The organism is Shinella sp. 838 (genome assembly GCF_029623935.1).
Lineage (GTDB): Bacteria > Pseudomonadota > Alphaproteobacteria > Rhizobiales > Rhizobiaceae > Shinella.
Map to the genome: position 1 here is coordinate 34918 of NZ_JARSBQ010000018.1, position 21602 is coordinate 56519.

Genomic DNA, 21602 nt, shown 5'->3' on the forward strand with positions numbered 1-21602 from the left:
TAAGGGCGCACAGTGCCTTTCCTTCGATCCACACCGATCGAAAGGCTTATGCGCCGCACCATAAGAAGCTGCCCGCCGGAGACGGCGCGGCGGCTTTTTTTCTTCCAACTTGCGGAAAATCCGTTAAGACCAACCCCCGGCTCTTACCACTTGTTTTGGCGCATGCCGTCGTCGCAAAACCGCTGAGCACTTTTGCGCGGCATGCTTAGGGAGACGGGAACCCCGCATGACCAAATTCGACGTGCTGACGGTCGGCAATGCCATCGTCGACATCATCGCGCGCTGCGATGAGAACTTCATCACGGACAACGGCATCATCAAGGGCGCGATGAACCTCATCGACGCCGAACGGGCGGAACTGCTCTATTCCCGCATGGGTCCCGCACTCGAAGCCTCCGGCGGCAGCGCCGGCAACACCGCCTCTGGCGTTGCCAGCTTCGGTGGCAGGGCCGCCTATTTCGGCAAGGTGGCGAACGACCAGCTCGGCGAGATCTTCATCCACGATATCCGCGCCCAGGGCGTGCATTTCGAGACGAAGCCGCTGGCCGGCCCGCCGCCGACCGCCCGCTCGATGATCTTCGTCACACCCGACGGCGAGCGCTCGATGAACACCTATCTCGGCGCCTGCGTGGAGCTCGGCCCCGAGGATGTGGAGGAAAGCGTCGTCGCCGAGGCCAAGGTCACCTATTTCGAAGGGTATCTCTGGGATCCGCCGCGCGCCAAGGATGCGATCCGCGATTGCGCCCGCATCGCCCATGCGAGCGGCCGTGAAATGTCGATGACGCTGTCGGACAGTTTCTGCGTGCACCGCTACCGCGGCGAATTCCTCGACCTCATGCGCTCCGGCACGATCGACATCGTCTTCGCCAACAAGGCGGAAGCCCTGGCGCTCTATGAAACCGAGGATTTCGAGGAGGCACTGACACGCATCGCCGCGGATTGCCGGCTGGCGGCAGTGACGATGAGCGAGGAAGGCTCTGTCATCCTGTCGAAGGGCGAGCGCATCAATGTGGACGCGATCAGCATCCCCAGCGTCGTCGATACGACGGGCGCGGGCGACCTCTATGCTGCCGGCTTCCTCTATGGCTATACGGCCGGACGGTCGCTGGCCGATTGCGGCCGGCTCGGCAGCCTCGCCGCCGGCCTCGTCATCCAGCAGGTCGGCCCCCGCCCGCTGCTGTCGCTGGCGGAGGAGGCCAGGAAGGTCGGCCTTATTTGAAGGCCTCGCCGGGATAGGCACCCCAGATTTCGTTCTGCGAGACCCAGCCGGCCGTGCCATCCGCCTCGGCGCGGCACCAGTCGCCATTGCATTCGCCGACCTTGACGACGACGCCGGGCTGGATCTTCGCAATGACCGACGAGTTCGACATGGCGTCGCGGCGCATGTTGACGAAGATGCCCTCGCCCTTGCCGCGCATCCACGGCGCGGTTACGGCCGTGCGCTCGCCTGACAGGAGCGCCTGGTTGACCCAGCCCTCGGTGCCATCCGCATCGCGGATACGGCGCCAGTTGTCATACTCCTGGATGATTTCGACCGGCACACCGGACTTGAGGTAGCGCCAGGCGACGGCATAGTCGACGCTGGGGCCGACGCGCAGGTTGACGCTTTTCGCCTTGAGGCTGACGAAGCGGGGCAGCGGCAGGCCGCTCGGCCCCTTGGCCGCCTGGGCATGGGCGTACTGGACGCCGGCAACGGAAACGAGGATGCCCGCAAGGGCGGCAAGGCTGAGACGCAGGACAAGGTTACGCATGGACGATCCGCACAAACTGGAGAGGGCATGATACTGCCGGACCGGCGCAAAGTGGCAAATCGCGGGAACGCCAAAGACGGCGGATTGTCTTCGCGACCGGGTCTGGTAGAAAATGCCCCTGATGAAGCAATCCTTGCCCAACTTGGTTAAGGACCCGTCAACAGGACGCCGGAACAGCCCATGACCCAGAAGAAAAAACCGAAGGTCTACATCACCCGCCGCCTGCCCGAGGTCGTGGAGACCCGGATGCGCGAGCTGTTCGACGCGGAACTCAACATCGACGACACGCCGCGCAGCCAGCCCGAACTCGTCGCCGCCGTCAAATCGGCCGACGTTCTGGTGCCGACGCTGACGGACCGGATCGACGCCGCGCTCATCGAGCAGGCCGGCCCCCAGCTCAAACTGATCGCCTGTTTCTCCAACGGTGTCGACAATGTCGACGTGGAGGCGGCGGCCCGGCGCGGCATCACCGTTACCAACACGCCGAACGTTCTCACCGAGGACACCGCCGACATGACGATGGCGCTGATCCTCGCCGCCCCGCGCCGGCTGGCGGAAGGTGCGCGCATCCTGACGGACCGCAAGGGCGAATGGGCCGGCTGGTCGCCGACCTGGATGCTCGGCCGACGCATCTGGGGCAAGCGCCTCGGCATTGTCGGCATGGGCCGCATCGGCACCGCCGTCGCCCGCCGCGCCAAGGCCTTCGGCCTCTCCATCCACTACCACAACCGCCACCGCGTGCGCCCGGACACGGAGGACGCGCTGGAGGCGACCTATTGGGACAGCCTCGATCAGATGCTGGCGCGCGTCGACATCGTTTCGGTCAACTGCCCCTCGACGCCGGCGACCTATCACCTGCTGTCGGCCCGAAGGCTCGAGCTGATGCAACCGACGAGCTACATCGTCAACACGGCGCGCGGCGGCATCATCGACGAGACGGCGCTGATCAAGTGCCTGCGCGAAGGCAAGATCGCCGGCGCCGGCCTCGACGTCTTCGAGAACGAGCCGTCGGTCAACCCGAAGCTGCTGAAGCTTGCCGCCGAGGGCAAGGTCGTGCTGCTGCCACACATGAGTTCGGCAACGCTCGAAGGCCGCGTCGACATGGGCGAGAAGGTCGTCATCAACATCCGCACCTTCTTCGACGGCCACCGGCCGCCGGACCGTGTGCTGCCGAGCCGGGTGTGATCAGACCAGCGTCTTGCGCATTTCGATCGAGGTGGGGCGCGCGAAGCCGGGATGAGATTTCTCGGCTGTCCTGACGAAGCCCCACCGGGCAAAAAGGGCATGGTTGGCGGCCAGTTCGACCCGCGTTTCGAGCCGGAGCGTCGCCAGGCCCTTTTTCCGCGCCAGCGCCTCGGCGTGCTCCAGGAGAGACCGCCCCACGCCGCGTCCCTGAAAGGACGGCAGGACAGCGAGCTTGCCGATATAGAGGCTTTCTTCCTCCGGCTTCAGGAACATGCAGCCGAGCAGCATTTCCCCCTCCACGGCGAGAAGCCCGATTTCCTCCCGCGCCTTCTTGGCAAGTGCGTCGGGTGTCAGCCGATGGGCGGAGGATGGCGGGTCTATGAGACCGTCCATGAAGGCGAAAGCCGAGAGGATCAGCGATAACAGCGCGTCCCAGCCGTCGAAATCCGGTCCAATCGAGCGGACTTCCGTCATTGCCCGCCCTTGCGACGCTTGTATTTCAACGTCTCGAAGCGCGCAGCCAACCCGCCATAGAGCAACAACCGCCCGACCAGCGGATCACCGGCGCCCGTGACGAGCTTGATCACCTCCATCGCCATCAACGTGCCGACGACACCCGTCAGCGCACCGACGATACCGGCTTCGGCGCAGGCCGGCACGACGCCCGGCGGAGGGGCCGTGGGGAAGAGATCGCGGTAGCCGGGATTGAGCATGCCGTCCGGCCCGGCCTCGTAGGGCTTGAGCACGGTGACCGAGCCGTCGAAGCGGCCGACAGCGCCGGTGACGAGCGGAATGCGCGCAATCTCCGCGGCATCGGCGGAGGCATAACGCGTGTCGAAATTGTCGGAACCGTCGACGAGGAGGTCGTAGCCGGCGAGGAGACGTGCGGCCGTATCGGCCGTCAGCCGCTCGGCGATGCCGGTGAAGGTCACGTGCGGGTTGAGACGGGCAACGGCGGCTTCGGCGCTCGCGATCTTCGGCGTGCCGAGCCCGGCGGTGTCGTGGATCACCTGGCGCTGGAGATTGGAGAGGGAGACGCTGTCATCGTCCAGCACGCCGATATGGCCGATGCCGGCAGCGGCAAGGTACTGGATGACCGGCGCGCCGAGCCCGCCGGCGCCGACGATCAGCACGTTCGCCTGCTTCAGCTTCTGCTGCCCCGCACCGCCGATCTCTGCGAGCACGATATGCCGCCGGTAGCGGTCGATCTCTTCGGGACTGAGCGGATCGGTCATGGCACGATGCCTCCATGCGAGACGGTGAGGAACTGCGCACGATCGCCGAGCGCATCGAACATCGACCGGTCGGTACCGGTCATGAAGGCCTGTCCTCCGAGTGCATCGACCCGGTCGAACAGCGCGGCCCGGCGGCCCTCGTCGAGATGGGCGGCGATCTCGTCGAGCAGCAGCACCGGTGCATGGCCGGTCATGCCGCCGACAAGGCCGGCATGGGCGAGGATGAGGCCGACGAGCAGCGCCTTCTGCTCGCCCGTCGAGCAGCGTTCGGCCTCCATGTCCTTTTCGCGGTGGCGGATCAGGAGATCGCCGCGGTGCGGGCCGTCCAGCGTGCGGCCGGCGGCGGCGTCCCTATAGCGGCCATCCTGCAGCATGCCGAGATAGATGTCCTCGATCTCATAGGCCGGGCGCTGCCATTCTCCGTCAAGGAAGCCGGAGAGACGCATGCTCGCCGACGGGAACGGTCCATCGTCGCGCGCCGCCTCCACGAGGCCGGAGATGAGGCCGACGAGTTCGTGGCGGGCATGCGCCATGGCGATGCCGAGCTCGGCCATCTGCTTTTCCAGCGCCGTCAGCCAGGCAGGATCCGGCCGCGGTTCGGAGAGCAGCCGGTTGCGACCGCGCATCGCCTTCTCGAAATCCGCCGCCCGGCGGCCGTGTTCGGGATCGAGCGACAGCACCAGCCGGTCGAGGAAGCGACGGCGATCGGCGGAAGGACCAGTGAAAAGGCCGTCCATGGACGGTGTCAGCCAGACGACACGCAGGTGGTCCAGCAGTTCATCGACGGTGCGAGCAGGCGTGCCGTTCAGCCGGAGTTTTCGCGCCTGGCCCTCGTCGCCCCCCTCCGTGCCGGTGCCGATATCGACCTCGCCCATCATGCCGTCGAGCGTGGCGAAGATCGTGAAGCCGCCGCTGGCGCTGGCGCGCACGACATCGCCATAGGGCGCGCGGCGCAGGCCCCGGCCCGGCGAAAGCAGGGATACGGCCTCCATGAGATTGGTCTTGCCCGCGCCGTTCTGTCCTGTCAGCACGACGTGCCGCCCGTCGAGCGGCAGCGACAGGCCCGCATAGTTGCGGAAATCCGTGAGCTTGAGGCGGGAAAGGGAAACCTTGTGCGGCATGGGGTGAGAGCTAGAGCATTTTGCCGCCAAGGGGAATCACCCTGCGGCGCATAAATCGGGCAACAACAGAAAGATGGGCAGGCGCCTGGCGCCACGCAAGCCGTAAGGGCTAGAACAGCGGGCGGAACCCATGCCAGGGACAGCGCTCCACCGGACAGGGCCGTGCGGAAAATCCAGCAGTTCAAGCCGGTTGCCTGCATGGCCGGGAGCAGGTAAGCCAGGACATCCCGCCGCGCTTCGCATCCTCCCCTCCCAGCCCGCAGGTCCTTGCCTTGTCCTCTTCCCTTCCCGTCTTCGACCGTTCGTTTTCCGCCTTCCTCTTCGACATGGACGGCACGATCATCAACTCCATTCCGGCCACCGAACGCGTCTGGACACGCTGGGCGCTGAAGCACGGGCTGGACGTCGCCACCTTCCTGCCGACCATGCATGGCGTGCGCGGCATCGATACGATCACCCGGCTCGGTCTGCCGGGCGTCGATCCCATTGCCGAGGCCAAGGAGGTCGAACGCGAGGAGATGGAGGATATCGAGGGCGTGCTGCCGATCCCGGGCGCGATCGCCTTCCTCTCCGCCCTCCCAGCCGGCCGCTGGGGCATCGTCACCTCGGCGCCGGTGGCACTCGCCCATCGCCGCCTCGCCGCCGCGGGCATCCCCCTGCCGACAGTCATCGTGACGGCCGACGACGTGACCCGCGGCAAGCCGGCACCGGACGGCTACCGGCTCGGCGCCGAGCGTCTCGGCTTCGATCCGGCCGATTGCCTGGTCTTCGAGGACGTGCCGGCGGGCATTCTGGCCGGCGAGGGCGCCGGCGCCCATGTCTTGGTGATGACGGCGACGCACCATCATCCGATCGAGACCGGCCATCCGACGCTGCAGAGCTACGAGGGCGTCACGACGAAGATCGACGCCGATGGCCGCCTGACGCTGCTGCGAGCCACGGGCTAAGCCATCAGTCGGCCGGCTTCACGGCGATGCCGGCCAGCACCGTCTCGATCACGGCGTCGATTTCCGCCTCGGAGACATCGAGCCGTTCGGTCAGAAGCCGACCCCAGGCGAAGCTCGACAGAAGTTCGGTGACGAGCTCGGGGCTGGCGTCCGGGCGCACCTCGCCGCGCGCCTGCGCCATCTCGATGATCCGGCTGCTCTGGCGGCGGCGATCGCGCATATAGGCCGAAAGGGCGGCGAGCGCATCGGGCTCGCCCTGCGCCTTTGCCACGACGCAGCGGAACACCTCGCCGCCCGTGCCCACGCGCCATGTCGTCAGCAGGCCAGAAAGATGGGCCCGCAGGTCGTCGCGAACGTTGCCTGTGTCCGGGAAGGTGAAGTTCGCCCGCTTGCGACGATGATAGACATCCAGCAGAAGCGCAGCCTGCGACGGCCACCAGCGATAGATCGTCGGCTTTCCGGCGCGTGCGCGCCGCGCCACCGCCTCGATGGAGAAGCCGGAGAGCCCGTTTTCCACGAGTACCGCCTCCGCCGCAGCCAGGATCGCCTCCTCGCTTGCCGGATTGCGCGTGGCACCGATTGAACGGCGGGCGGGTCTGGTCTCTGCCTCTGACATCCGATCTTCCATTTTTGCCGTTTCTAGCATGGGCGACACTTGAACGGAACGTTTCGTTTCTATATAAACGAAACGTTCCGTTTTATAAAGGTTGCTTCCATGACCGACGATTCTCCGGCCCTCCGGCTGTCCAAGCCGCACCTGGCACTCGCCCTGCTGTTGCCCGTCTACCCGCTGATCACCATCCTGCTCTACATCGTGCTGCCCCTCACCGAGGGCTGGACGACCTGGCAGCGCACCGCCGTGATCACGCCGATCATGGTGTTCGCCATGGTCTTCGTCGTCTCACCCTTCGTGCAGAAGCGCTTTGCCGCCTTCATCCTGCGCGCCGCATGAAAAAAGCCGGGGCGTTTCCACCCCGGCTTCCATTGTCCATCAAACGCCGACCGAAGCAGCGCGCGAGAACGCGGCGATCAGCCCTCGAAAAACTCCTTCATCCGCGCGAAAAAGCCCGCGGATTCCGGGTTGTTGTCCTTCGAGGAAATCTCCTCGAACTCCTTCAGCAGCTCGCGCTGGCGCTTGGTCAGCTTTTGCGGCGTCTCGATCTGGATCTGGATGTAGAGATCGCCGACCTGCGTGGAACGCAGCACCGGCATGCCCTTGCCCTTGAGGCGGAACTGGCGGCCGGCCTGGGTGCCCTCGGGCACCGAGACGCGCGACTTGGTGCCGTCGAGCGTCGCCACGTCGAAGGTGCCGCCGAGCGCTGCCGTCGTCATCGAGATCGGCACGGTGCAGTAAAGGTCCGCCCCGTCGCGCTGGTAGAACTCGTGCGGCTTGACCGACAGGAAAATATAAAGATCGCCCGCCGGCCCGCCGCGCACGCCTGCTTCACCCTCGCCCGAGAGCCGGATGCGCGTGCCGTCCTCGATGCCGGCCGGAATGTTGACGGAGAGCGAACGCTCTTCCGTGACGCGGCCATGGCCGTGGCACTTGGTGCAGGGATCGCTGATCGTCTGGCCGCGGCCGTGGCAGGTCGGGCAGGTGCGTTCGATCGAGAAGAAGCCCTGCGCGGCGCGCACGCGGCCGGAGCCCTGGCAGGTGGCACAGGTCTTCGGGCTGGTGCCGGGTTTTGCGCCCGTACCGGTACAGACGTCGCAGGTGATCGACGTCGGCACACGGATCTGCGCCGTCTTGCCGGCATAGGCCTCTTCCAGCGAGATCTCCATGTTGTAGCGAAGATCGCCGCCGCGTTCACGCCCACTGGCAGAGCGCCGCTGGCGCCCGCCGCCCATCATCTCGCCAAAGATGTCCTCGAAGATGTCCGAGAAGCCACCGCCCTGGAAGCCGCCGCCACCGCCCATGCCGCCCTGCTCGAAGGCCGCGTGGCCATAGCGATCATAGGCCGCCCGCTTCTGCGGGTCCTTCAGCGTCTCATAGGCTTCGTTGACGTTCTTGAACGTCTGTTCGGCGGAGGCATCACCCGGATTCTTGTCGGGGTGGTACTTCATCGCCATCTTGCGGAAGGCGCTCTTCAGCTCCTTCTCGTCGGCGGTCTTGGAGACACCCAGCGTCTCGTAAAAATCAGCTTTTGCCATTCGGGTTCACGTCCGTTTCGTGGGAACGGTCTTCTTGTTATGGACCTGGAAGCTTGCCTTAGCCTGCGTTTGCAAAGCACGCACGCAAAGAGGCGGAAGCCGGTGCGAAGAAAAGACCATGACATCGTCACCGCTTGCAACGGGAGTGATCATCTTGGCCTTGTTCCCTTCGCGCTGACTTCCGCCTTCTTGCTATCCGTTGCACCGGCCGCCTGGGCGGCCGGCTTTTCAGGAGAATTAGGCCGACTTCTTACGGTCGTCCTCGTCCTTGACTTCCTCGTAGTCGGCATCGACGACATTGTCGCCGGCCTCACCCGAGGATGCATTCTCTTCAGCTTGCTGAGCCTCGTAGATCGCCTGACCGAGCTTCATGGAGACTTCCATGAGCGTGTTGGTCTTCGCCTTGATGTCGTCCGCGTCGGGCTCGGAGGCTTCGACGGCGGTCTTCAGTGCGGCGATCGCGTCCTCGATGGCCTTGCGATCGGCTTCCGTGACCTTGTCGCCATATTCCTTGAGGGACTTTTCCGACGAATGGATCAGGCTTTCGGCCTGGTTCTTCGCCTCGACGCCCTCACGGCGCTTCTTGTCGGCCTCGGCATTGGCTTCGGCGTCCTTGACCATCTTCTCGATGTCGGCGTCGGAGAGGCCACCGGAGGCCTGGATGCGGATCTGGTGCTCCTTGCCGGTGCCCTTGTCCTTGGCCGAAACCTGCACGATGCCGTTTGCGTCGATGTCGAAGGTGACTTCGATCTGCGGCATACCGCGGGGTGCCGGGGGAATGCCGACGAGGTCGAACTGGCCGAGCAGCTTGTTGTCCGCAGCCATTTCACGCTCGCCCTGCGAGACGCGGATGGTCACGGCCGACTGGTTGTCCTCGGCGGTCGAGAAGGTCTGCGACTTCTTCGTCGGGATCGTCGTGTTGCGGTCGATCAGACGGGTGAAGACGCCGCCCAGCGTTTCGATGCCCAGCGAGAGCGGGGTCACGTCGAGGAGCAGGACGTCCTTGACGTCGCCCTGGAGAACGCCGGCCTGGATGGCGGCACCCATGGCGACCACTTCATCCGGGTTGACACCCTTGTGCGGCTCCTTGCCGAACAGCTGCTTGACGACTTCCTGCACCTTCGGCATGCGGCTCATGCCGCCGACGAGAACGACTTCGTCGATCTCGGCCGCCGTGACGCCGGCATCCTTGAGGGCTGCCTTGCACGGTGCGACGGTGCGCTGGACGAGATCGTCGACCAGGCTTTCGAACTTGGCACGCGACAGCTTCATCGTCAGGTGCTTCGGACCGGAGGCGTCCGCCGTGATGAACGGCAGGTTGATTTCGGTCTGCTGCGAGGACGAGAGCTCGATCTTTGCCTTTTCGGCAGCTTCCTTCAGGCGCTGCAGAGCGAGCTTGTCGTTCTTCAGGTCGATGCCCTGGTCCTTCTTGAACTCGGCTGCGAGATATTCGACGAGACGCATGTCGAAGTCTTCACCGCCGAGGAAGGTGTCGCCGTTGGTCGACTTCACTTCGAAGACGCCGTCGCCGATTTCCAGGACCGAGATGTCGAACGTGCCGCCGCCAAGGTCGTAGACGGCGATGGTCTTGCCGTCCTTCTTGTCGAGGCCGTAGGCGAGCGCGGCTGCGGTCGGCTCGTTGATGATGCGCAGCACTTCAAGACCCGCGATCCTGCCGGCGTCCTTGGTCGCCTGGCGCTGCGCGTCGTTGAAGTAGGCGGGAACCGTGATGACGGCCTGGGTGATGGTCTCGCCGAGATAGGATTCGGCGGTTTCCTTCATCTTCTGAAGGATCATTGCGGAGATCTGCGAAGGGGAATAGCCCTTGCCGCGGGCATCGACCCAGGCATCGCCGTTGTCGCCCTTGACGATCTTGTAGGGAACGAGACCCTTGTCCTTCTCGACGAGCTTGTCGTCGTAGCGGCGGCCGATGAGGCGCTTGACGGCGAACAGGGTGTTTTCCGGGTTGGTGACCGCCTGGCGCTTGGCCGGCTGGCCGGTCAGCCGCTCACCGTCTTCGGTGAAGGCAACCATGGAAGGCGTCGTGCGCGCGCCTTCGGCGTTCTCAATGACCTTCGCGTCCTTGCCATCCATGACGGCGACGCAGGAATTGGTCGTCCCGAGGTCGATACCGATTACTTTAGCCATGTCATTCTCTCCTTGAAGCGAACTGCCGGAACCCATTCAGGCGTTCTTTTGGCAGCCCCTAATGGTATGGTCTTATCGAAAGCACGGGCCTCAGCCCTGCCTTGCGGCGTATATAAGGAGCCCTCCAGACGACTGCAAGACATTGCCGGGCCGCAAAGCTCGCAAAATCAGCGCGTCCGTTGGAATTGGTGTACCGCCGCCGCAACCCGCAATCAACCACAATCCTCTCAGGTGTCTCAAGCGGCGGATTGCGGTTTTGGTGGCTATCGGAGAGATAGTATCTCCCGGCTCGGAAATGTAGAGCCTCCAGTACAAACGGAGATGCCGAAGAGAGAATGGCCGAAGGAAATATATAATACTTCCCTTCACTTGAACGCATCGTGAAATTTTTCCCGGGGTCAATTCATCCCCGTCGCCGCCACCTCGCCCACACTTGTTCGACTGAATCACGAGCGGATTGTGTGGCAAATAATCTCGACGGACCCGATCGAACCAGCCTTTTTACAATCGAGCTACCGACATGCGGCGATATTAGTCGAAATCCGCGCGCTGGCTCTATCCCTCCGATTGAAGGCCGGTTCCGCGCCGACCAGCCGCGCATCCCCGCAGGCAATCCCGACGGCGGGCAATGGGTCGACGAAGGTTCCGGCAACCGGCCGATCCTCGTCAGCCGCCGCGGACCTCGCGGCGGGAGACAAGTTCGCATACTCGGTAGGTTGCAAACTATCACGCCCGCGCAGGAGGTGCGGCTGGCGATCAGTACAAGTCGCATGCAAGAGGCGCTACGCGCCGTTCATAGGCGTGAACCGAACTGGAAACCAACCCCGCAAATCTACGAGACGGTTGAGGGGTTAATACGAGCCAACGAAGCGACAACGCAGGAAGCGATGCTCCGCGCGCTCCAGGCGAAGCTACCACAAACTGGGCTTGGCCCCTATGCAAAAGAGTGGGTTGTTGCACCAGAAACAAATAGACGATTTAACTGGACGGAGCAGTCCGAGATTGATCGCATCGGTCGAACCTATGGATGCCATTGGTGTGGTAGAAAGACTTCGGGAACACCTCGCGGCCATTTTATCGGTGACCATCAGGTACCAAAATCAGTTGGCAAGCCAAGCAGGATTTATCCACACTGTTGGTGGTGCAGCAATTCACAGGGCGGACTTTTATCGAAGAGGAGATTTTGACACTATGGCCGTTCAACATCTATCGATCGCCCCGGAATATGTAAGCTTCTACGTCGCAGGCCGTCAAAATGTAGACATTCCAGTTCATATGGACAGGCAGGGAATCTTTGTTTCCAATGACTGTGTCAACATTCCAGCCTATTATTGGAGCGATGGAGACACTCATGTGACCCTCGGACCCTACTCCGAGGTTGCGGAGGCAAGAGAGCCGGATTCCGACACCATTCTGAACACGCCCAACCAACAGCTCATTCTGTTCGATGCGAACGAGCCTCGATACGCCATTGCACAGGTGCCATCCACGAAAACACGCATCCGGGTCTGGATGGATCACCCGGTCGAGCCGTCAAACGTCACCATCGCCTTTGGATAAACGGACGGCCGTCAGCCGCCCAGAAGCACGTCGAGGAGGGTCGTCCGGCGCGTGCCGGTCTGTCCCTGCTGGCCGACATCGGCGGGCGGCGTAAAACCATCGTCGAGCGGGACGGCGCCCGTCTGTTCGTCCGCCACCGCCTGTCCGTCGCGGGCGGGTTCGTTGCCGAGCGTGCGGGAGATGATGTCGAAGAGCTGGTCGCCTTCCGGCGCCGGCTCGGTTCCGTCCATGACAGGCTCACCGCCGCCTGCGGTTCCGAAGAGCGGCGAAGGTGACAGGCCCTCGTGGGCGGCGGTCATGAACTGGCTCCAGGCTTTTGCGGGAAGCCCGCCGCCCGTGACCTTTTTCATCGACTTGCCGTCATCGTTGCCGAACCAGACGCCGGTCGTGAGGTTGCTCGTGTAGCCGACGAAGAGCGCGTCGCGGAAGGATTGCGTCGTGCCGGATTTGCCGGCGGCCGACCAGCCGGGGATACGGGCGTTCTTGCCGGTGCCCTCGGTGATGACGCGCATCATCATGCCGTTCATCATCGAGACGATGTTGGGTTCGAGCACACGCGGCGGGTTGTCGTAGGTGTTTTCGTAGAGCACCTTGCCGTCGGCCGTCGAGATGCGGCGGATGATGTGCGGCGTCGCCTTGTAGCCGCCGTTCATGAAGGGGGCATAGGCAGAGGTCAGCTCGACCAGCGTCACTTCGGACGTGCCGAGCGCGATGGAGGCATTCGACTGCAGCTCCGATTCGATGCCGAGCCTGCGCGCGAGTTTTATGACCTCGTCCGGGCCGACTTCCATGACGAGCTGGGCCGCGATCGTGTTCAGTGACTGGGCAAGCGCAGAGGAAAGCGTCACCTCGCCGCGATACTTCTGGTCGTAATTCTCCGGCGTCCATTTGCCGATCCTGACCGGTGCGTCGTTGCGCACCGAGAGCGGCGAGCGACCGGCTTCGAGCGCTGCGGCATAAACGAAGGGCTTGAAGGCCGAGCCCGGCTGGCGCTTGGCCTTGGAGGCGCGGTCGAACTGGCTTTCAGCATAATCGCGCCCGCCGACGAGCGCGCGGATCGCGCCCGTGCCGTCGATCGAGACGAGCGCGGCCTGCGAGGCGTTCGATTTTTCGCCGTCCTTGTCGAGGAGCGCGGTGATCGCCTCGTCGGCCTTCTTTTCGAGATCGAGGTCGATCGTCGTGTCGATGACGAGGTCTTCCTTGATGTCGCCGATCATGCCCGGCAGCTGGGCCATGACCATGTCGGCGGCATAGTGCTGCGCGCCGGACCAGTAGCTCTTCGCCCGGGCCGGCGTCTGGGACATCGCCGTCGTGATTTCGGTGTCGGTGACGAACCCTTCCTCGCGCATCGCGCCGAGGACGACCTGGGCGCGGGCTTCGGCGGCTTCCGGATCGCGCGCCGGCGAAAGGCGGGACGGCGCTTTCAGGAGGCCGGCCAGAAGCGCGGCCTCGCCGAGGTTCACGTCGCGCGCCGACTTGTTGAAATAGCGCCGCGATGCAGCCTCGACCCCGTAGGAATTCGAGCCGAAGAAGACACGGTTGAGATACATCGCAAGGATCTGGTCCTTGGAATATTTGTGCTCCAGCCAGAAGGCGAGCAGCACTTCCTGCACCTTGCGCTCCAGCGTGCGCTCCGGCGAGAGGAACATGTTTTTCGCGAGCTGCTGGGTCAGCGTCGAGCCGCCCTGCACCATGCGGCCGGTCGTGATGTTGGTGATCATCGCACGGGCGAGGCCGAGCGGATCGATGCCGAAATGCGAATAGAAGCGCCGGTCCTCGATGGCGATGACCGCCTGCGGGATATAGGGCGACATGTTTTCGAGCGACAGCGCCTCGCCGCCGGTGAGGCCGCGGTTGGCGATGGCATCGCCGCTGACGGCGAGGATCTTGATGTTCGGCGGCCGGTCGGGGATCGACCAGCTCGTGGCGCTCGGCATGCGCGCACCGTAATAGAGCACGAGACCGCCGACGCCGATGGCGCCCCAGATGCCGAGCACGACGCACCAGTAGAAGAGCCGCCGGAACAGGCCGAAGAAACCGCCGCCGGACGACTGGCGACGCCGGCCGGAACCGCGCCGCGGTCGCTCGGCCTTCGCCGGCTTGCCGCGTCCCTTGCGCCCGCCCGCCACGCGATCCCCTGCGTCGACGTGGAAATCGTCGTCGTGGCGGCCTCCCGATCCCTGGAAGGACGGTTCGATGCGCTGGGATTTGCGGTTGGCTGCCATAAGCGGTTGGATACACCCTTAAAAATATCGCCGTCCGGTGGACCTTAAATGCGGCGATTTAAGGGGTCGTTAAGAAGCGGTGAACGTGCGGGCGACAGTTTGAGGGGCATTTGAGAGAAAGATCGGGCGGCCGATGGGCCGCCCGGAAAATTGCGCCGGTTTGCCGCGCCGTTTCCGGCGCGGAACCACTCAGACGGCTGCGCCTTGCTCAATAATAGGGCGAATAGCACTGGCGGCGGCCGCCATAGTTGGGCTGGAACGTGTTGTCATAGTCGCGATACGAGCGATAGCGCGCATAGCACCATTCGGTGTGACGCGGGTTGATGCCCTCGTAGCGCGGCTGCGAATAGCCGTCATTGGCGATCGCACCGCCGATGATGGCGCCGGCGCCGAAGGCTGCCAGCGGATACCACCAGCCGTCCGAGTGGCGGCGATAGCCGCGGCGTTCATAGCGATAGCCGCGATGGCCGCCATACCAGCCGCGACGCTCGTGGCGTTCGCGACGCCACTGCACGTCCTGCACATCGCTCGCCTGAGAAGCGCCGACCTTCGGCATCGGCATGGCGAAGGCCGGTGCGGATACGAATGTCGTGGCGAACATGGCGACGGCCATGGCAGCGGCAATGCCGCCCTTGATCGTTGTCTTCATGTCGGTCTCCCTTGGATAGTCACTGTTTTACAGTGATCAAGACGGATGACAGCATGAAACAATTCGACTGAATGCAAGATGAACCAAACTTCTCCATCGCCTCAATCCTCGCCGTTTCTCAGCCGGCTGAGAAACCGCTGCCGTTCGAAGATGAGAATGACCACCAGCGCCATGATGAAGGGGATGATCAGGTAGAACAGCCGGAAGACGGCAAGCGCCGCCAGCACCGCCGCCGGATCCATATCCGGCAGGCCGGCGATGAAGACGAGCTCCAGGACGCCGATGCCGCCCGGCGCATGCGACAGCAGCGCAACCGAGAAGGAGGCGAGGAAGATGCCGAGCACGACGAAGAAGCCCGGATTGCCCGCCTCCGGCAGCACGAAGTAGATGATCGCCGCCGCGCCGATGAGTTCGATCGGCGCGATGAAGAGCTGGCGGAAGACCAGCGAGGGTTTTGGATATTCCAGCTTCAGCCAGCGGGTATCGATCGGCCGGAAGCCGACGAGACTGCCGACCACGTAGAGCGCGACCAGCGCAAGAATGAAGATTCCCGTCGAAAACGCCGCCTCGATCGGCAGAAGATGGGAGAAGCGCTCGACGATCTCCGGTTCCAGCACCAGCACCAGGCCGAACAGCATGACCGTGCCGAGCGCGAAGGTGAAGGAGCAGAAGGCGACGAGAACGCCCACCTCCGATCCGGTCAACCCCTTCGACGTATAGGCGCGATAGCGCACCAACGCGCCTGAAAACACCGAAGCGCCGATATTGTGCGACAGCGCATAGGTGGTGAAGGAGGTGATGGTGATGAACCACAGCGAGATGCGGTGACCAAGGTGTTCGAGCGCCAGATGGTCATAGGCGGCAAGCGCCGCATAGGCGAGCAGGGTCGCGCCGCAGGCGAGCAGCCAGCCGGAGACCGGAATGGCATGGAGGCTCGCCATGAACTCGTCGAGCGACAGGCCCCGCAGGTCCTTGTAGAGGATGTAGATCGACAGGATGATCGCGGCTGTGCTGACGAGCGGCCAGAAGAACTTTTTCAGCCGCTTCATCCTGCCTCCCCCTCTGCTCCCGGCGCGCCATAGCCTGAGCAGCGAGGGTTTCTCGCAATCTTTCCTGATGCCATCCTCACCCTTCCCCATATCCGGGCCGTCGTCGCCTGTCCGCGCGCGGCCCTTGTTTTTTGAAGAAACCAGCATTTCCGTTCCGTCCGGTTAATGCTGGCCTCCCATCTCATCACATCTGCGTCAGCGCGCTGCGAGCGCCGAAAGAATGCGCACCCACGAGCGGATGCCCTTTTCGAAGGAGCGCAGCTCGTATTTCTCGTTCGGCGAATGGATGCGGTCGTCCGACAGCGCGAAGCCGACGAGCAGGGATTCCATGCCGAGCATCTTCTGGAAATCGCCGACGATCGGGATGGAGCCACCCATGCCGATGACCACGGCGGGCTTTGGCCATTCGTCCGACAGTGCGCTCTTCGCCTTGCCGAGCAGCGCGGAATCGTAAGGGAGCTGGATGGCCGGCGAACCGCCATGGGCGTGGAACGTCACCGAGCAATCGGCCGGCACCCGTGCCCGCACGTAGGCGCGGAACGCGTCGCGGATCTTCGCCGGATCCTGCTTGCCGACGAGGCGGAAGGAGACCTTTGCCGAGGCTTCGGCGGCGATCACCGTCTTGAAGCCTTCGCCCGTATAGCCGCCGGTGATGCCGTTGACCTCGGCGGTCGGGCGCGCCCAGGTGAGTTCGAGCACCGAGCGGCCCTTTTCGCCCGAAGGGATCGACAGACCGATCTCGCCAAGGAAGCTCTCAGCCGTCTTTCCGAGCGTTTCCCATGCCGCCTTGATCTGGGTCGGCGTCTCCTCGACGCCGTCGTAGAAGCCGTCGAGCGTCACGCGGCCGGTGTCGTCGTGCAGGCCGGCGAGGATGTCCGACAGGATGTGGATCGGGTTTGCCGCAGCGCCGCCGAAATAGCCGGAATGCAGATCCCGGTCAGCCGCCTTGATGACGATCTCCTCGCCGACGAGGCCGCGCAGGCCTGCGGAGATCGCCGGCGTGTCGGCGTCCCACATGCTGGTATCGCAGACGAGGGCGAAATCGGCCGTCAGCTCGGCGGCATTGGCCTCGAGGAAGGGCTTCAGCGAGGGCGAACCCGACTCCTCCTCGCCTTCGAAAAGGATGGTGACGCGGCAGGGCAGCGCGCCCGTCGTTTCCTTGTAGGCGCGGCAGGCTTCCACGAAGGTCAGGAGCTGACCCTTGTCGTCGGAGGTGCCGCGACCGGTGATGACGCGCCGGCCCTCGCCCGCATCGCGCACCGCCGGCTCGAAGGGATCATGGTCCCACAGGTTCAGCGGATCGACCGGCTGGACGTCGTAGTGACCGTAGAACAGGACATGCGGCGCATCGGGTTTTGCGCCATCGTGATGGGCGACGACCATGGGGTGGCCGGGCGTGTCGCGCACCGTCGCGTCGAAGCCGAGCGAACGCAGCTCCGTGACCAGCCACTCGGCCGCCCGGCGGCACTCCGCCTTGAAGGCCGGATCGGTCGAGATGGACTTGATGCGCACCAGTTCGAACAGGCGTTCGAGGCTGGCCGGAATGCCGGCGCTGGCACGATCGAGGACGGGCAGGATATTGGTCATGGATGAACCCCTAGAACATGATGCGGTCGCGCTCTTGCGATGCAACATGCGGCAAATCAAATGAATTTCGGCGCGACATTAGACCGATCGGCTCGGTCAGGGCAAATCGTATGACGATCAGATGCGCGGATCGCGGCCGAGATTGGCAAGCACCAGGCGCATATATTCCAGAAGCAGCTCCCGCTCGAAACGCCGGAACCCCTGGAACAGCGTGTCCTCGGTGGCCGAGGCCGCCGCCATCGCGGTTTCGCGCAGCGCCTTGCCACGGTTCGTCAGGAAGACGAGCTGGGCCCGCTTGTCCTTCGGGTGACGCCGGCGGGAGATGAGCCCGTCGCGCTGCATGCGGGCAAGCGTGTTGGCCATGGTCGCCTGCTCGATGTCGAGCCGGTCGAGCAGTTCGCGCTGGGTGAGACCGTCGCCGCTCCAAAGCTCCAGGAGGACCGGGAACTGACCGGGCGCAAAACCAGCCCCGTCCGCCCGCACCTGAAGGGCGCGGGACGCCGCCTTCGCCAGGAGATTGGCGAGGTATGCTGCCGACTCCTTCCGGTCAAATTCCATGGCGGGAAGGTATGCCGCTTTCTGGGGGAAGGCAACTATGGATCGCAGGCGATCCATCTGCCCCAAAACGAGAAGCCGCCGACGACAGGAGGCTTGTCGCGGCGGCTTCTTCGAATGATGGACAAAGGCCCGGAGAGGGGGATGAGGCCTTTGTCCTTTGTCTGGCGCGGCGGGGGACAGGCCGGGTGCCAGACAACGGCTTTGATCAGGTGCCGATGACCAATATCTGTGGGTTCGAATGTGGCTTTTCAAGGGATTCAGGAGGCCTGGAAAATTACAAATTGGTAACGTTCGTGTGAGGCTTTCCAAGCCCCGGGAGCGCCCGTTTTCCCACAATGAAAGATGGACGCGGAAAGCCGCCCGCGCTATCCATTCACCCCATGAAAAAAGGTGATCATCTCTTCCTCGTCGACGGCTCGGGTTTCATCTTCCGTGCCTTCCACGCCATCCCGCCGCTCAACCGCAAATCGGACGGGCTGCCGGTCAATGCCGTCTCGGGTTTCTGCAACATGCTGTGGAAGCTCTTGAAGGATGCGCGCAACACCGACGTGGGCGTGACGCCGACCCATTTCGCGGTCATCTTCGACTACTCCTCGAAGACCTTCCGCAACGAACTCTACGACCAGTACAAGGCGAACCGGTCGGCACCACCGGAAGACCTGATCCCGCAGTTCGGCCTGATCCGCCATGCGACACGCGCCTTCAACCTGCCCTGCATCGAGAAGGAAGGTTTCGAGGCCGATGATCTGATCGCCACCTATGCCCGCCTTGCCGAAGCCGACGGCGCCGGCGTCACGATCGTCTCTTCCGACAAGGACCTGATGCAGCTCGTGACCGAGAACGTCTCGATGTACGACGGCATGAAGGACAAGCAGATCTCCATTCCCGAAGTCATCGAGAAATGGGGCGTGCCGCCGGAGAAGATGATCGACCTCCAGTCGCTGACCGGCGATTCGACCGACAACGTGCCCGGCGTGCCCGGCATCGGCCCGAAGACAGCCGCGCAGCTTCTCGACGAATATGGCGACCTCGATACGCTGCTCGCCCGCGCCGAGGAGATCAAGCAGGCCAAACGCCGCGAGAACATCATCGCCAATCGCGACCTCGTGCTGCTCTCCCGCCAGCTCGTTACGCTGAAGACGGACACACCGCTCGATACGCCCCTCGACGACCTGATCCTGCACCCGCAGGACGGGCCCCGGCTGATCGCCTTCCTGAAGGCGATGGAGTTCACCACGCTGACACGCCGCGTCGCCGAAGCCTGCGATTGCGATGCCGGCGCCATCGAACCGGCGGACGTGCCGGTCGAAGGGGGCACCGAGGCGCGCGGCCCGGACCTCGACAAGGGCGACAGCGCGGCAGCCCCTGCCGGCGCGGAAACGGCTGCCGCAGCGCCGCCGCCTGCCGCGGCTGCGGACGGCGATACGCCCGCCGCGCTCGCAGGGGCGCGCGCCGAGCGCTTTGCAGCCGTACCCATCGACCATGCCGGCTACGAGACCGTCCGGGACCTCGAAGCGCTGGACCGCTGGATCGCCGCCGCACGAGAGACCGGTCTCGTCGGTTTCGACACGGAGACGACCTCGCTCGACGCCATGCAGGCCGAACTCTGCGGCTTCTCCCTGGCGATCGCCGACAATGCCAAGGATCCGGCCGGCACCGCCATCCGTGCCTGCTATGTGCCGCTCAACCACAAGACCGGCGTCGGCGACCTGCTCGGCGGCGGGCTTGCCGAGGGGCAGATCCCGATCCGCCCGGCGCTGGAGCGGCTGAAGAGCCTGCTGGAGGATCCGTCCGTCCTGAAGGTCGCGCAGAACCTCAAATACGACTATCTCGTCATGCGCCGGCACGGCATCACCGTGAAGGGCTTCGACGACACGATGCTGATGTCCTATGCGCTCGATGCGGGCACCACCACGCACGGCATGGACACGCTTTCCGAACGCTGGCTCGGCCACAAGCCGATCGCCTACAAGGACGTCGCCGGCTCCGGCAAGGGCGCCCAGACCTTCGACATGGTCGATATTTCCCGCGCCACGACCTATGCCGCCGAGGATGCCGACGTGACGCTGCGCCTCTGGCACGTGCTGAAGCCGCGCCTTGCGAGCGAGCGCATGACCACCGTCTACGAGCGGCTGGAGCGCCCGCTGGTGCCCGTGCTGGCGCGCATGGAAGAGCGCGGCATCACCATCGACCGCCAGGTGCTGTCCCGCCTTTCCGGGGAGCTAGCACAGGGCGCTGCCGCCCTTGAAGAAGAGATCTACGAGCTTGCCGGCGAACGTTTCAACATCGGCTCGCCGAAACAGCTCGGCGACATCCTGTTCGGCAAGATGGGCCTGTCCGGCGCCTCCAAGACGAAGACCGGCCAGTGGTCGACGTCCGCGCAGGTGCTCGAAGACCTTGCCGCACAGGGTATTCCGCTGCCTCGCAAGATCGTCGACTGGCGCCAGCTGACCAAGCTGAAATCAACCTATACGGACGCCCTGCCCGGCTTCGTCCATCCCGAGACGAAGCGCGTGCACACATCCTATGCGCTGGCCGCGACGACGACCGGCCGCCTCTCCTCCTCCGATCCGAACCTGCAGAACATTCCGGTGCGCACCGCGGAAGGCCGCAAGATCCGAACGGCCTTCATCTCGACACCCGGCCACAAGCTGGTCTCGGCCGACTACAGCCAGATCGAGCTGCGCGTGCTCGCCCATGTCGCCGACATCCCGCAGCTGAAGCAGGCTTTTGCCGACGGCGTCGACATTCACGCGATGACGGCCTCCGAGATGTTCGGCGTGCCGGTCGAAGGCATGCCGTCCGAAGTCCGCCGCCGTGCGAAGGCGATCAATTTCGGCATCATCTACGGCATCTCGGCCTTCGGCCTTGCCAACCAGCTCTCCATCGAGCGCTCGGAGGCCGGCGACTACATCAAGAAGTATTTCGAGCGCTTCCCGGGCATCAAGGACTACATGGACCAGACCAAGGCCTTCGCCCGCGAGAACGGCTATGTCGAAACCATCTTCGGCCGCCGCGCGCATTACCCGGAGATCAAGTCGTCCAATCCCTCCGTGCGCGCCTTCAACGAACGCGCCTCGATCAACGCGCCGATCCAGGGTTCTGCCGCCGACATCATCCGCCGCGCCATGATCAAGATGGAGCCGGCACTTTCCGCCGCCGGCCTCTCCGCCCGCATGTTGCTGCAGGTGCATGACGAACTGATCTTCGAGGTCGAGGACAGCGAAGTGGAAAAGGCGATCCCGATCATCGTCGACGTGATGGAGAACGCTTCCATGCCGGCGCTTGCGATGAAGGTGCCGCTGAAGGTGGACGCCCGTGCGGCGACCAACTGGGACGAGGCGCACTGAGGGACGCAAGGCGGCCCTCATACCGCTGCCGCGACCTTCTCCCCGCAAGCGGGGCGAAGGGACAGGAGGCGAAGCCTTATTCCAGC

General features: G+C 64.2%; 18 protein-coding genes. 6 read left to right on the forward strand and 12 right to left on the reverse strand.

All coding sequences use genetic code 11. The annotated features are described in order from the left end of the window. Positions 1-226 precede the first annotated feature (226 nt). On the forward strand, positions 227-1219 hold the full coding sequence (locus tag P9A16_RS31830; protein WP_023514640.1) for an adenosine kinase: 993 nt from the start codon (positions 227-229) through the stop codon (positions 1217-1219). On the opposite strand, the gene P9A16_RS31835 is transcribed toward P9A16_RS31830, so the two are convergent. Further along, entirely contained in the window at positions 1212-1751 is a 540-nt protein-coding gene (locus tag P9A16_RS31835; protein ID WP_023514639.1) for an SH3 domain-containing protein, read from the reverse strand. The two genes, P9A16_RS31830 and P9A16_RS31835, sit on opposite strands and share 8 nt — an antisense overlap. Before the next feature lie 180 nt (positions 1752-1931). Between P9A16_RS31835 and P9A16_RS31840 the strand changes: the two genes are divergently transcribed. After that, a complete protein-coding gene (locus P9A16_RS31840; protein WP_023514638.1) occupies positions 1932-2936 on the forward strand; it encodes a 2-hydroxyacid dehydrogenase in 1005 nt (334 codons plus the stop codon). Here the strand turns inward: P9A16_RS31840 and P9A16_RS31845 are convergent, their stop codons facing one another. Genes P9A16_RS31845 through recF form a run of 3 tightly spaced genes read right to left on the reverse strand, consistent with a single transcriptional unit; the run spans position 2937 to position 5292 of the window. Continuing rightward, positions 2937-3410: a GNAT family N-acetyltransferase gene (locus P9A16_RS31845; RefSeq protein WP_023514637.1), complete on the reverse strand. Its 474-nt coding sequence runs from the start codon at positions 3408-3410 to the stop codon at positions 2937-2939. After that, complete coding sequence (locus P9A16_RS31850; protein WP_023514636.1) at positions 3407-4171, reverse strand: molybdopterin-synthase adenylyltransferase MoeB; 765 nt, start codon at positions 4169-4171, stop codon at positions 3407-3409. The genes P9A16_RS31845 and P9A16_RS31850 overlap by 4 nt, the downstream gene beginning before the upstream one ends. Continuing rightward, positions 4168-5292, reverse strand: a complete 1125-nt coding sequence (gene recF / locus P9A16_RS31855) for a DNA replication/repair protein RecF (protein ID WP_023514635.1) — start codon at positions 5290-5292, stop codon at positions 4168-4170. Before recF ends, P9A16_RS31850 begins: the two co-directional genes overlap by 4 nt. Positions 5293-5564: 272 nt before the next feature. Between recF and P9A16_RS31860 the strand changes: the two genes are divergently transcribed. Beyond that, a complete protein-coding gene (locus P9A16_RS31860) occupies positions 5565-6239 on the forward strand; it encodes an HAD-IA family hydrolase (protein ID WP_023514634.1) in 675 nt (224 codons plus the stop codon). 4 nt (positions 6240-6243) lie between these two features. Here the strand turns inward: P9A16_RS31860 and P9A16_RS31865 are convergent, their stop codons facing one another. After that, entirely contained in the window at positions 6244-6855 is a 612-nt protein-coding gene (locus P9A16_RS31865) for a TetR/AcrR family transcriptional regulator (RefSeq protein WP_023514633.1), read from the reverse strand. Between the two features lie 99 nt (positions 6856-6954). On the opposite strand from P9A16_RS31865, the gene P9A16_RS31870 reads away from it, so the two are divergent. Beyond that, positions 6955-7191 carry a hypothetical protein gene (locus P9A16_RS31870; RefSeq protein ID WP_023514632.1) on the forward strand — a complete coding sequence of 79 codons (237 nt, stop codon included), beginning with the start codon at positions 6955-6957 and terminating at the stop codon, positions 7189-7191. A 77-nt stretch (positions 7192-7268) separates the two neighbouring features. Here the strand turns inward: P9A16_RS31870 and dnaJ are convergent, their stop codons facing one another. Continuing rightward, positions 7269-8390 (reverse strand): molecular chaperone DnaJ, encoded by a 1122-nt coding sequence (dnaJ, locus tag P9A16_RS31875; RefSeq protein WP_023514631.1) that lies wholly within the window; start codon positions 8388-8390, stop codon positions 7269-7271. Positions 8391-8627: 237 nt separating this feature from the next. After that, positions 8628-10538 (reverse strand): molecular chaperone DnaK, encoded by a 1911-nt coding sequence (dnaK, locus tag P9A16_RS31880; protein ID WP_024270972.1) that lies wholly within the window; start codon positions 10536-10538, stop codon positions 8628-8630. A gap of 1002 nt (positions 10539-11540) precedes the next feature. On the opposite strand from dnaK, the gene P9A16_RS31885 reads away from it, so the two are divergent. Further along, entirely contained in the window at positions 11541-12098 is a 558-nt protein-coding gene (locus P9A16_RS31885) for a hypothetical protein (protein WP_156032037.1), read from the forward strand. An 11-nt stretch (positions 12099-12109) separates the two neighbouring features. Here P9A16_RS31885 and P9A16_RS31890 read toward each other — a convergent pair whose 3' ends face one another. From P9A16_RS31890 to P9A16_RS31910, 5 genes are all read right to left on the reverse strand, one after another. Next, positions 12110-14323, reverse strand: a complete 2214-nt coding sequence (locus tag P9A16_RS31890) for a transglycosylase domain-containing protein (protein ID WP_024270969.1) — start codon at positions 14321-14323, stop codon at positions 12110-12112. A 208-nt stretch (positions 14324-14531) separates the two neighbouring features. Further along, positions 14532-14972, reverse strand: coding sequence for a BA14K family protein (locus P9A16_RS31895; RefSeq protein ID WP_023517190.1), 441 nt, complete (start codon positions 14970-14972; stop codon positions 14532-14534). A 101-nt stretch (positions 14973-15073) separates the two neighbouring features. Next, a complete protein-coding gene (locus P9A16_RS31900) occupies positions 15074-16021 on the reverse strand; it encodes a lysylphosphatidylglycerol synthase domain-containing protein (RefSeq protein ID WP_024270968.1) in 948 nt (315 codons plus the stop codon). A 195-nt stretch (positions 16022-16216) separates the two neighbouring features. Further along, positions 16217-17608 (reverse strand): M20/M25/M40 family metallo-hydrolase, encoded by a 1392-nt coding sequence (locus P9A16_RS31905; RefSeq protein ID WP_023514971.1) that lies wholly within the window; start codon positions 17606-17608, stop codon positions 16217-16219. A gap of 117 nt (positions 17609-17725) precedes the next feature. After that, positions 17726-18166: a MarR family winged helix-turn-helix transcriptional regulator gene (locus P9A16_RS31910; RefSeq protein WP_023514972.1), complete on the reverse strand. Its 441-nt coding sequence runs from the start codon at positions 18164-18166 to the stop codon at positions 17726-17728. A gap of 380 nt (positions 18167-18546) precedes the next feature. Here P9A16_RS31910 and polA point away from each other — a divergent pair, with 380 nt between their 5' ends. Beyond that, positions 18547-21516 carry a DNA polymerase I gene (polA, locus tag P9A16_RS31915; RefSeq protein WP_278026350.1) on the forward strand — a complete coding sequence of 990 codons (2970 nt, stop codon included), beginning with the start codon at positions 18547-18549 and terminating at the stop codon, positions 21514-21516. The last annotated feature ends 86 nt before the right edge of the window (positions 21517-21602 follow it).